The organism is Microbacterium galbum (assembly GCF_032464915.1).
Lineage (GTDB): Bacteria > Actinomycetota > Actinomycetes > Actinomycetales > Microbacteriaceae > Microbacterium > Microbacterium galbum.
The window spans coordinates 838,812-850,696 of record NZ_JAWDIS010000001.1 but is presented as its reverse complement, the minus strand read 5'-3'; the positions used below and the strand labels follow the sequence as shown (position 1 = coordinate 850,696).

General features: G+C 65.6%; 9 protein-coding genes. 3 read left to right on the top strand and 6 right to left on the bottom strand.

Features of this window, described 5'->3' with window-relative positions; translation table 11 throughout:
- Positions 1–9: 9 nt before the first annotated feature.
- The 6 genes from RWH45_RS04130 to RWH45_RS04105 form a co-directional block, all read right to left on the bottom strand.
- Positions 10–777 carry a WecB/TagA/CpsF family glycosyltransferase gene (locus RWH45_RS04130; protein WP_315993625.1) on the bottom strand — a complete coding sequence of 256 codons (768 nt, stop codon included), beginning with the start codon at positions 775–777 and terminating at the stop codon, positions 10–12.
- Positions 774–1,943 carry a glycosyltransferase gene (locus RWH45_RS04125; RefSeq protein WP_315993624.1) on the bottom strand — a complete coding sequence of 390 codons (1,170 nt, stop codon included), beginning with the start codon at positions 1,941–1,943 and terminating at the stop codon, positions 774–776. Before RWH45_RS04125 ends, RWH45_RS04130 begins: the two co-directional genes overlap by 4 nt.
- A 158-nt stretch (positions 1,944–2,101) precedes the next feature.
- Complete coding sequence (locus RWH45_RS04120; RefSeq protein WP_315993623.1) at positions 2,102–3,466, bottom strand: O-antigen ligase family protein; 1,365 nt, start codon at positions 3,464–3,466, stop codon at positions 2,102–2,104.
- A 58-nt stretch (positions 3,467–3,524) separates the two neighbouring features.
- Positions 3,525–5,108 carry a right-handed parallel beta-helix repeat-containing protein gene (locus tag RWH45_RS04115; protein ID WP_315994590.1) on the bottom strand — a complete coding sequence of 528 codons (1,584 nt, stop codon included), beginning with the start codon at positions 5,106–5,108 and terminating at the stop codon, positions 3,525–3,527.
- A 149-nt stretch (positions 5,109–5,257) separates the two neighbouring features.
- Complete coding sequence (locus tag RWH45_RS04110; RefSeq protein ID WP_315993622.1) at positions 5,258–5,863, bottom strand: arsenate reductase/protein-tyrosine-phosphatase family protein; 606 nt, start codon at positions 5,861–5,863, stop codon at positions 5,258–5,260.
- Positions 5,860–7,284, bottom strand: coding sequence for a tyrosine-protein kinase domain-containing protein (locus RWH45_RS04105; protein WP_315993621.1), 1,425 nt, complete (start codon positions 7,282–7,284; stop codon positions 5,860–5,862). The genes RWH45_RS04110 and RWH45_RS04105 overlap by 4 nt, the downstream gene beginning before the upstream one ends.
- A 161-nt stretch (positions 7,285–7,445) precedes the next feature.
- On the opposite strand from RWH45_RS04105, the gene RWH45_RS04100 reads away from it, so the two are divergent.
- The 3 genes from RWH45_RS04100 (at position 7,446) to RWH45_RS04090 (ending at position 11,808) form a co-directional block, all read left to right on the top strand.
- Entirely contained in the window at positions 7,446–8,861 is a 1,416-nt protein-coding gene (locus RWH45_RS04100; RefSeq protein ID WP_315993620.1) for a hypothetical protein, read from the top strand.
- The gene (locus tag RWH45_RS04095; protein WP_315993619.1) at positions 8,858–10,738 is read left to right on the top strand and encodes a DUF4012 domain-containing protein; all 1,881 of its coding nucleotides are present in this window, start codon (positions 8,858–8,860) and stop codon (positions 10,736–10,738) included. Before RWH45_RS04100 ends, RWH45_RS04095 begins: the two co-directional genes overlap by 4 nt.
- Positions 10,739–10,983: 245 nt before the next feature.
- Positions 10,984–11,808, top strand: a complete 825-nt coding sequence (locus RWH45_RS04090; protein WP_315993618.1) for a helix-turn-helix domain-containing protein — start codon at positions 10,984–10,986, stop codon at positions 11,806–11,808.
- The last annotated feature ends 77 nt before the right edge of the window (positions 11,809–11,885 follow it).

Sequence of the window (11,885 nt, the reverse complement as noted above, 5' to 3'; positions counted from 1 at the left end):
GTGTGCGGATCACGCATGCGGGCGTTGTCCCCTCCGAGCCAGGCGGCTGAGGAGCAGGAAAGGCTCGATCAGGTAGCGCTTTGCGAGCCTGCGGGGCGAATGGGCGAGCCGGTACAGCCATTCCAGGCCGAAGCGGCCCATCCAGCGGGGCGCGAGCCGCTGCGTCCCGGCGAAATAGTCGAAGCACCCGCCCACATTGGCGACGACTGCGCCGCCCTTCATCAAGGCGAGATGGTCGAGGATCCACTGCTCCTGTGTGGGCATTCCGAGTCCGACCAGGACGACATCAGCCCGCGAGACCATGTCTCGGATCCCCGTCTCGGACGATGCCTCGGCGGCCGGGGCGAAACTGAACCCGTCGAAGTGCTGCCATTGCATGTTGCTCGTGCGGTCGTTGACGTAGCTCGTCATTCTGGTGGCGGTTTCAGGCGTCCCGCCCACGGCGACCACGGCGATTTCAGGGTCGCGTCGCATCAGCTCCGAAAGCCAGTCAGTGCTTCCGATGCGCTCGCGCGTCGTGGGCCATCCAAACTTCGGCGATGCCATCTTCGCGAGGAGAAGAATCGGCCAACCGTCGACCAGCGTGACATCGCTACGAGAGGTCAGCGTGTGAACAGGGCCGTCCTCGAGAGACAGATGCAGGGCATGAAGGTTCAGATTACTGAGGATGCGCGGACGTGACAGGTCCTCTGCGGCGCCGAGGATCCAGTCGCATGCTTCCGAGGCGTCGAGTGGAGTGACCAGCCCCAGGTCCCACGGCAGCGAGACAGTTCTCACGTGAGGGTCGGCTTTCCCTCGGCAACTCGATTGAGAAGCGGTCGTATACGGGCAGTCCAGCTGTGAGAGCTACGGACTCTTTCTTGGTCGCGCACCCCCGTTTCCAGGAGCTCCTGCAGCTTCGAAGAGACGGTGAGCAATGCGCGCTCCAGATCGCTGTCGGACTCATCGAACACTTCGACGGCGTACCCCTCCGATGCGAGTCGGACTGTCGCGTCGTGACGCGACGCGAGAACGGGGCGCCCGGCGGCGAGATACTCCCAGAGCTTTAGAGGAGAAAAATAAACTCCCTCAGCACTGCCGTGACCCGCGTAACAGACATCCACGGTCTTCAGAAACGCAGGAACCTGATCCGGGTGAACGCGGCCGAGAAAGGTGACCTTCGTGCCCAGATTCAGTTCATCGGAGAGACGTCTCAGCGCGTCGAAGTCGGGCCCTTCGCCAGCGATTCGGACATTCCAGTCGGTCTCGCTTCTGCTAACTGCTCTAAGCAGACGGTCCACGCGCTGCCATGGGTAGAGGGTCCCGAGGAACCCAATCGTGGGGACGGCCTGCCTTTCGACCGACGCGTCGTCGTGTCGGGCCGTATCCACACCGTTCTCCACGACCACGATCCGGTCGAGTGGGATGCCATAGATGTCGTGGATTGCGAGCTTGAGCTGTTCGGTCACCGCCACGATGAGATCTGCCCGGCGGAAGGTGCGCTTTTCAAACCAGGACGCGATTCTGCGGCTGGAAGTCGCCCGCCGATCCGACGTGGACTCGATGGCGAGCAAGGCGTTGACTTCGAGAACCCAGGTTGCACCTTTACGTTGCGCCGCTCTGCCCAGTTCCTGCATGAGTGCATATCGCTCGTAAGCCATAGCGGGGGGTGGTGCGATCTTCCGCAGCATGCGCCGCACTTTGGCCACGGACCGGACTCGGTAGACGAGACGCCCAAGGTCGGCGGCGACGAGTCTCACTGCAGAGGCCGTCATCCGGGCCTCGCTTCCCGAGGCATGGAAGGACTGCGGCACGTCGTCGCCTACGACGAAGGCGTGGACTATCGATCCGCTCTCTCGAAGGGCCCCGATTACGCCGAGAATGTGGGATCTCGGGCCCAGGCTCTCCGTTGTTGGCTTCGTGGACAGGCGGGGGGCGCCCGATAGATAGAGGACGTGCGTCACGATGCGATTTGCGGCGACATTCGAGGGCGAGCTCGGCGTGTCAGTCAAGATGTCTCTCTCTCGGAAAGATTGAGCGCCGCATCCACCCCGCATCTTTGGGGGTACGCGGAAAGACGCCTCAACGTATCAGCACAATGATACAGGGGGATGTCATGCGATCATCGGACGCGTCGTTGGTCTCGGGCACCCGCGGGGGAGGCGCGCCGTCGAGCCTTCTCGATCGCCCCTGTCGAAAAGAGCGTCGCGAAGAGGAAGAGTGGCACGACCTCGGTGTAGGCGTACGAAGGCACCAGGTACATGACGAACCCTGCAGCGGCGGCCGTCAGCGCGATCGCGAACGTACCCGCGGCGACGGAGCTCCCGAGGGCGGCGCCATGCTTGTAGGACCGCAGGAGGACCTTAAAAATGACGACGACGAGGGCGACGAGGCCGACAACGCCGAAATCGACCGCGGTCTGAATGTAGGTCTGGTGGAAATGCGGAACGTCCCAGCTGCGGAACTCCGGGATAGAGTACGCAACCGCCGCGGCCTCGGGGGTCTCGAAGTATGCGCCGTATCCCCACCCGAATATGGGGCGTTCCGCCCACGTTCGAAGCCCCCAGTCCCACAGAGTCGTTCGACCGGTCAGGGTGGTGTCGCGGGAGAGTAGTCCGAGTACATCGGACCACGTCCAGGCCATAAGGAGACCGCCGACGATGGCGGTGATGATCAGGGACGCGATCCACGCGCGAGCGCGCATCCCGCGCTCCAACGCCCGACGCGTCAGGAGGTAGATGGCGATGGCGAATGGGAGCAGGACCAGCGCGGTGGAGGAACTGGACAGGACGATGACCGCCAGGAGACAGAGAACGGAAAGGACCTTGCCGGCACCTGGGCGCGAGGTCGCCATGATGGCGACGATGCCCGTGGCCGCGTAGAAACCGGCCACGATCTTGTGCGGGAAGAGTCCCTTGAAAGGAAGAGTGCCGAGAAGATTCGCCCGGTTTGCGGCGTCGACGTAGATGGCAATGTCGGCGCGCATTACGTAGAGCAGCAGACCGACGACCGACAAAGTAACCGTGACACGTGCCAGCAGTACGAGAATGCCCCGCATGCCCATGTCCACCGACATCAGATACGCGACGCAGAGAACCCCGACGAGGGTGGAACCGTACTGGAGGGAAGTTTGAGGCGCAACCGACCACGTGGAGGAGGCGAGGATGTAACCGCTGAAGAGGATCACGGTCAGCAATGCGGCAGGACGTTGCCGGGCTGCAGCGAGCACGAGGAGCACGGCGAAGCCGTTGATTGCCAGCCACGTCCAGTAGAGGGCGGTGTCGGACGACACCCCGAAATACCGCGCTGGGGACGAGACGATGGTCGGCGCCATCATCAGCAGGGCCACGTAGACGGCGTAGAAGGCGATTCGCAGTTGCCATCCGGCTGTTCTGGGCGGCGCGGGGACGAGAACCTCCGCGGACGCGTCCGGAATGTTCTTCACCGCGCCGCGGCCATATCCACGCGACTCACTCAATGTCCCCACGCGCAGATACTACCTCGCAGCATTTCGGAACATCGTCGGGGATGGCTCCGTCCGGACGTCATACCGAGCGCGCGAGCTCCTGCCAGTTTTCGCCCACACACACGAGGGTCACGCTGGATCCTTTGTCGGGAACAAAATCTCCCCGCATTCGCACGTTTGAACTGCCGACGATGCCTCCGCTGCTCGCGTCATCGAAGATGAGGGTGACCACGCGACCCGGCCGGCTCGGCCCCACTTTCGTCACTGTTTGAGACCCCGTCACGCGTATGACGTCTCCCCAGGGCGGCAGAGCGACAGTCGTAGCGGCACGGATCGACGGCGCGTCGTCTTCCCCGAGATCTGAGCCTGATACCCGCAGGAGCGCGGACTCCGTTTTGATGGACTGCCCGCTGAGGTGTTCTTCGGCGCGAAAGATCGCTCCGGTTATGCTTGAGCGGCCCTGGGAACCCGTTTCGACGTAGGCGAACGTCTGACTCATCCCCGCCCCGCGGCGCGGGATCTCCGGCGTCGTGGAATCCTCCGGCACCCACACAGCGGATAGCTCTCTAGAGTCGTCCCAGGCGCTGCAACCCGTGATCGTCCACGCGTCACCACCCTCATTGCGGATTGCCGCCGCAGAAACGGCGTCATCGGCTGCCGCATCTCCGACGTTGATCCGCCCGTTCCTGGTGAACGTCGACCCGATGAGTGTTAGATGACCGGTGCCCTCGCCGACAAGTCCCGACCCGCCGTTCTCCCAGACGCGACATCCGCTTACGACGCTCCCCTCGCCTCCACCGGAATCGAAGTGGAACCCATCGCCCAGGTTTTTCTCTGCCTGGCACCCAGCAAAAATGTGCGTGCGCGAAGCGACCCGAAAGCCGTGCTGGTCTCCGTTGTCCCCTCCGCGAACACCCGATTGCCAAACATGCACGTTGGACATGTTCTGCGAGGACGATTCGAGAAAGATGCCCGAGAGGCCGGACCGGCCAACATCCACGTTGGACCACAGACCGTCGGTCGACCCGGTGTCGCTAGCCTTCGCCGTGCCATGAACGCGGATGCCATAGGCGCCGCAATCTCGAACGATAATGTTTTCGAGCACATGAGCAAGGGACCGTCCATGCCTGCCCACGGCGATTCCGGTGGCGGGAGAGCGGCTGATATTGCAGTTGCTCACGCGGTTGTATCCGGCGTTTAGCACGAGCAGATCGTTGTCACCGGTCGTGCCGCCTCCGTCGATCTGCAGGTTTTCTATTGCCGCGAAGGTCGCGTTCAAAGCGACCAAGGCGTCCGAGTTCTGTGCTTCTTCCCTGAGCGAGATTTGTGACGCATGCGCTCCGTCGCCCCGGATGGTCATCGGGTGCCCGGCCGGTACCACCAGAGTTCCGGCTCTCACACTGTAGGTTCCTTGCGGGAAGTACAGCGTGGCGGGTTGGCCGCTGGCCTGGGCGGACCTCAGCGCGCGCCGCACCGCCGTCGAATCATCCGCAGCGCCATCTCCGATCGCCCCGTGGTCGCGCACGTTGATGGCGGCGTAGGCCTGGGCTGGTGGCTGCTCTTCGGGTGCCCACGACCCGCGAGTCGCTGCGACAGCGCCCGCAGCAGCGACACCCGTCATGAGGATCAGGTCACGGCGGCTCGGCGACACCGGTTCATTCATCACGATCGGGACCCTAGCTGCATTCGCTCCCGGCGAGAGCGGTCGACGGTGGCCTCTGATGCGATTCTGGGCCGACGAATATCTGTGCGAAATATGCGTGCATCCGCGCCCATCAGGCGCACGGACACGGCGAGCATTCGCGCGCTGGATCAGGAGGCGACAGCGATATCGGCAGCAGTCCGCAAGAACGTCGCGACTCTCCGTGCCGCCGGGGCGAGCTCTTCGAATGAGCGGCGATAGGTCTCGTCCGAGCGTCGATACGGGTCGACGATATCGAACTCGTCTGGCGATGCAGGAGGCGGAACCGTGCCTCGGAGCGTCGACGCGAGAGCGACGGCGGCGCGCATCCCCTCGTCCGCGGAGGACGCACCCGCACCGCGCACGGCGTCGGGGAGGGACGGTTCCGCGATGGCGGCGATTCGAGCGAGTTCGCGGAGGGTGAATGAACGACGCATGGCACCCGGGAACGTCTCCACGACGATCCTTCTGTGCTCACGCGCCATCGCGACGATGAGGTCCGCCTCACGGAGCATTGCCATGTCGTATTGACGCGCGACGTGCCCTGAGGGGTCTAGTCCGGCGGTCGCTGCGAGCTGCTGGGCTTGGTCGGGGATTCCGCTTCCGACGAGTGCGCCCGTGCCCGCGCTCGAGACCTTCACTGTCGAGAGCGATTCGAGTTCGCTCGCGATCAGGAGCTCTGCGACCGGGGACCGGCAGATGTTCCCTGTGCAGACGGACAGGATAGAGAACGTCACTGGTCCTCCGAATTCTGCCGGCGCGCCCGTCGCTCTCCCCTACCGGGGGAGACGGACTCCTCCTGGGCGCTGTACGAATACGCGCCGTACCCGTAACTGTCCGGGCCCTTCGCCGGCAGCATGGTGACGATGACGCCGAAGAGCCGGCTACCGATAGCGTTCAGCTTCTCGACCGCCGCGGTGAGCTGCGGCTTCTTTGTCGTGCCAGATGCCGCGACCATGAGCACGCCGCTCGTGAAGCGCGAAACCACTGCCGCGTCGGTCACAAGAAGAAGCGGTGGAGCGTCGACCAGCACATAGTCGAAAGCTCCCGCGAGCTCGGCCAGGGTGCGTTGCATTGCCTGGCTGCCCAGGAGTTCCGAAGGGTTGGGAGGCGTTCGGCCAGAGGGAAGGACGAAGAGCCGACCTGTGCCCCACTGCTGAAGGACGTCGACGAGCTCAGCACGGCCGATGAGGACATCAGTCAGACCGACACCACCTTCGATACCCATGTAATCGGCCACTCGCGGCAGTCGAAGGTCACCATCCACCAGTGCCACGCGAGCTCCGGTTTCAGCAAGCGCGATTGCAAGGTTCGCGGTTGTCGTGGATTTTCCCTCACCGGGACCGGCGCTGGACACGACGAAGGATCGCGACGCTCCATCGACGTCGATGAACTGAAGGTTGGTCCGAAGACTGCGGAAGGATTCTGCGCGAGGGTTCCTCGGGTCGGCGTGCACGATCAGGGGACGCCTCTTCGCGTCAGGGTCCAGCGCAATGCCGCCGAGCACGGGCGACTCGGTGGCGGCCTCGATGTCGTGCAAGGAATGGATGCGAGTGTCCAGAATCGAACGCAGAATTGCGAATCCGAGTCCGAGTCCGAGTCCGATGATGATGCCCAGAATGATGTTGATGGGTGTGTGAGGTGCAGCCGGAGAGGTTGGCACCAGAGCCGGCTCGATGGTCTCAACCTTGACGAGGCTGGCGGTATTGCCGTCCGGCTTCTCGAGCTGGTTGACGACCACGTCCGCAAAATTCGTGCCCACCGAGTTCGCGATCGACGCAGCCATTTCGGCATTCGGGTTCGACGCCTTGATCGAGATGATTACCGAATTAGTCGGGGAAGAGGCATCGATCGACCTAGCGAGTTGCTGCGCACTCTCGTCCAGGTTGAGGTCGTCGATAACCCGGTCGAGCACGAGAGCGCTATCGACGACGTCCACGAAGCTGACGACAGCCTGTCGTGCGAAGTTCGTGCCCTGCGCCAGTTCGCTGACGCCCGAACTCTCCGAGCGGACAGAGACGTAGAGCTGGGTGCTCGCCTCATAGGACGGCGTCTGCAGCAGCGAGTACCCGTACGCGCCTGCGCCTCCGAGAACCGTCAGCGCCAGAATGAGGATCCAGTTGCGATGCAGGATCCGGAGATAGTCGCGCAGTTCCAAGCCTCGTCCATTCGCCTGTTGTGTAGGGAAGTGGGTGCGAGGCGGATACGCGAGATTTCTGCGGCTATTGTTGCCCGAGACAATCCGCGCCGTGCCCGGCGCCCCCTCGACTACCCTACGACATTCGCAGAACGGCGCCGAAGATGCGCCGAGGAGACGCCATGAACGATCTCAGAAAGCTCGTCGGATCCTCGACCGAATCGGATGGCAACGCACGTTCGGTGGCGAAGGCCCCGACGGAGAGCAGCGCTTTGCGCGATCTGGTGGGCGCTGCGGCCGCTGTTTCGGTCGACGCGCGAGCAGCATCGGAATCGTCGCAGTTGCGCGCCCTCGTCGGAGAGAGCGCCTCGCACGCCACGTCCTCACGGTCGAAGGATCTCCTCGACCTGACCGGCGGGTCGGCGCAGGCGTCGTCCGACGATTCTCGGAGCGCGTTGACGGCGCTCGTCGGCGGCTCCCGCCCCGCATCCACGCCCGACTCTCGCGCCGCCCTCTCCGCGCTCGTTGGCGCTGGCGGCAAGTCCGCCGAGGATGCCGGCTGGCAGGCCCCGGAACTGGCGCAAGTCGGCAAGAGGCCCTTGTTCGGGGGACGACGCAAGGCCGGCGCGGTCAACTATCTGAGCGTGGCAGCCGCTGTGGTCGCGGTGCTCGCCATCGTCGGCACGGCGTCCTTCGCGGTCGTACAGCGCGCGACGGCGAACCCCGCCGACGATGCGATGGTCAGTCTGCGCGAGCGCGAGGCGGAGTTGGCCAACGACACGAAGGTGCTGCAGACCGCTGCTGACCTCTATGACGCGTCGGTGACGGAGGCCGTATCGCTGGCGCAGGCCAGCGAATCGGTCCTCGTCGCGCTGCAGGGGCGCGTAGACGGAGCAGCCCTGGGTGCGGCCGAGGCGGCGCGCGGCACGTTGCTGCAGGCGTCCGCGACCGCGACGTCCGTCTCCATCCCGGAGTATCAGCGCGCATCGATCGACGAGAAGTCGCTCGCTGACGTGGGCAAGGCGATCGACGGCGTCCGTCTCGCCCGTGAGTCTTTGCCCACGTTGATCACCGACGCACGCGATGCCCGGTCGCAGATCACCGCGGCGGTGTCGGCATTCAAGTCGCAGCTCGCGACCCTCGGATCCGCGATCAAGGCGGAGGCCGACAAGCTGGTCACCGAGAACGACTCTGCGGCCCAGAGCTTCCGCGCGGCGGTCACCGACGCGGCGGGACGTGTGACTGCTGCTCAGCAGGCGGGGGGAGACGGTCTCGCCGAGATGCCCGTCTACGCCGCGGCCGTCGACGCCCTTCGCGCCGAGAACCAGCGGGTGCTCGCGCTCGAAGAAGCCGAACGCGAGCGGACGCCCACCCAGCAGCCGACGCGCAACCCGGGCTCGGGCGGGTCGAACTCGGGAGGCGGGTCGACGAACCCGGCGCCGTCGCCGTCCCCGTCGCCCTCGGAGTCCACCCCTCCGACCCAGCCCACGGATCCGCCTACCGATACCCCGACGGATCCGCCGACGGAGGAGCCGAGTCTCCCGCCGATCATCGTCGATCCCCCCACCACCGGTGACGGCACGGGGACCAGCTCGTGATCGCCGACGCGAGCTCGCGCCGCGACAGGTCTCGCCGCTCGGGTGGGGATGAGGCGCCCGAGCGCTCGTCTCGCGCCTCTCTTGCCGCCACCATCACCGGCTGGACCCTGGGCGCTCTCGGCTTCGCCGTCTTCGGAGCGGCCGCCGTCGCCCTCGCGTTCGCCCACCAGGCGGGCGTCGTGCGCACCGACCTCCTCGGGGCGCAGGCGAAGCTCTCCTTCGTTCCGCAGATCGTCGCCAACCGCGACATTGCGGGTCTGAACCAGGTCTCGGGCGAGGTGCTCGAGCAGACGAATCGGGCGGATGCCAATTCGTCCGGACCGCTCTGGGACCTGGCATCCTCCCTTCCTCTCGTCAGGGACAACACCGAGGCGGTGCAGAATCTCACCGCGATGACGCGAGAGCTGACCGCGCGGGCGCTCCCGCCGACGGTCGCGCTGCTGTCGGCCTCGGACTTCTCGTCGCTCGCCGTCGAAGGCGGGGGCATCAACCTCGAGCCGTTCCGCGCGGCCGAGGGCGCTCTGCCCGAGATCACCGCCGCGTTCACGGATGCCAAGGTGGTCACCGACGGGATCGACCGCACCAACCTGCTGCCCATCGTCACCGAGCCGCTCGACCAAGTCGCGCAGATCGTCGACCAGGCCGCCCCCTCGCTCACGCTGGTGCAGAAGTACCTGCCGTCGCTGCTGGCGGCCGCGGGGGCGGACGGACCGAAGACGTATCTGGTGCTCTTCCAGAACAACGCCGAGATCCGCGCCACCGGCGGCAACCCCGCCGCATCGAGTGTCATGGTCGTCGACAACGGACGGATCGAGCTCAAGGAGCAGTCCGACTCGATGGCGTTCTACGCCGCGGGTCAGGCCGGCCGCTCGGCGCTCGACCTGCCCGAGAGCACTCTCGCGCTCTACCCCGACACCTTCACGCGGTACTCGCAGGACTTCACGTTCTCACCGGACTTCCCGACCACGGCGCGCCTGTTCGAATCCCTGTGGAAGCGCACCGATGGCTCGCAGTTCGACGGTGTGATCTCGATCGACCCGGTCGTGCTCGCGCACATGCTCGAGGTTCTCGGACCCGTCGATCTGCCGACAGGCGAGCAGATCACCGCGGAGAACGCGGTGAAGCTCGTGCTCAGCGACGCCTACCAGCGCTACGGCGACGCCGGCGACAACGGACGTTCGTCCGACGAGTTCTTCGCGGCCGTGTCGTCGACGGTCTTCTCGCGCCTCGCAGCCGGGCAGTGGAACCCGATCGCGATGTTCGACCAGCTCACCCGGAGCGCGCAGGAGCAGCGCATCAACCTCTGGTTCACCGATGAGCAGGCCCAGGCCCTCGTCACGGAGGTGGGCCTCGACGGCGGTCTGCGCGGCGACAACGCCGCGTCGACGCAGCTGGGTATCTACCTGAACGACTTCTCGGTCAGCAAGCTCGAGTACCACCTCTCAACCGAGGTCTTCGCCTCGTGCAACGCAGCGGATCGCACCGTGAATGTCAGCATGAACATGCGCAACGGCATCACGGATGACATCACGAACGCGTACACGCTGGGCTTCCGTAACAGCTCCTACGGCCTGCCTCCGCGCACGATGATGCTGGACACGCTGTTCTTCGCACCTCCCGGCGCGGCGATCACGGCGATGGACCCCGGGCAGGGCGACATCGCGTCGCTGTCGCGCAGCGGCAACGAGAACGGCAACACCGGCGAGAGCCGTATGGTCACGCTCGGCCAGAACGAGACCCGCACCGTCTCGTATACCGTGCAGCTGCCCTCCGGCCCGCTCGGTCCGCTCGATCTGCGCCACACCCCGACGGCGAGCGACACCCCGGTCACGATCGATCCGTCGTGCGACCCGTTCGTCGCCGGTTTCTCCAGCTGACGATCCTCGATCTCTTCGAGCCACCGCCGGGCTCTGAGGGGGAGGAAGGATGCCGTGAGCTTCACCGCTCGCGGCATCCGGCTGCGCGAATTGTGCAAGTCTTAGCGCAATCTTGACAATCCCTTGACGTTCCACCGCGAAAGCATTGCGGTCCTCCCGATTGCATGGGTGATGCGCTGGGCTGCGATCCGGCGCGACGATCGCGCATCCGGTGCGGTCCTGTCGTACTGCGTCGGGGGGCGTCGGTGGTCATCGCGGTCAACGACACCGCTCCGATCGAAGCCGGATTCGGCAGCGTGCGTATTCGCGCGAGTGTTCACGCGCGGCCGGTGTCCGTGGCATCCGGAGCCGCGGACGACGAGGTCTCCCTGCTCATCGCGCTCGACCGCCCTCCCTCCATTCGTGGGGCGGTGACCGAGAAGGGGCCGAGCACGGCACTGCTCGCCTCACGAGCGCAGGCGGCGATGACCCCGGCGGCGAAGTGCCACCTCGTGCTGACGTTCCCCGCTCAGGTGCTGAACGGCATCGGGATCGAGGCTCCCTTCGCGCACGCGATCGACACGCATTCCGCCCTCTTCTGGCCGTTCTTGACCTTCGCGTGGACCTGCGCGACGACGCGAGACCGGCAGACCGGGCTTTCGCTCTACTTCATGGAGCGACTGCTGCAGGAGATGATCGTCGGCGTCGTCGTGGCGTCGCTGAAAGCCCGGCACGACAAGCCCGCGGCGGACCTGCACGCGGCCGCCCTGTCGGTCATCACCGCGCGCGTCGGGGATCCCGACTTGACGGCGGCGTCCGTCGCCGCGGAGCTGAACACGTCGTTGCGCACGTTGCAGCGGCAGTTCACGGCGCGCGGCACGACGATGGACCGCAGCATCCGGGGCGCGCGTGTTCGGCACGCCATGACACTGCTGCGCGATCCGGCCTATTCCTCGCTCTCGATCGAGCGGGTGGCGCACACCTGCGGTCTCGCGAACGGCTCGTCTCTTGCCCGGGCGTTCGCCGCTGAGGGGCATCCCTCTCCGACGCGCGTGCGCGCTGCGCGCCGCCCGCACGCGGTTCGCGCCTGACGCGCCATCTCTCATACCCGAGACGCCGTCTTCCGCCACTCACCCGCGTGCTCACCGCCCCGCGTCGAGATCATCGC

What these genes read in the sequence shown, in the direction of transcription:
- RWH45_RS04100 (WP_315993620.1), top strand. Translation starts at nt 7,446, where the DNA reads ATGAACGATCTCAGAAAGCTCGTCGGATCCTCGACCGAATCGGATGGC.
- RWH45_RS04115 (WP_315994590.1), bottom strand. Translation starts at nt 5,108, where the DNA reads ATGAATGAACCGGTGTCGCCGAGCCGCCGTGACCTGATCCTCATGACG.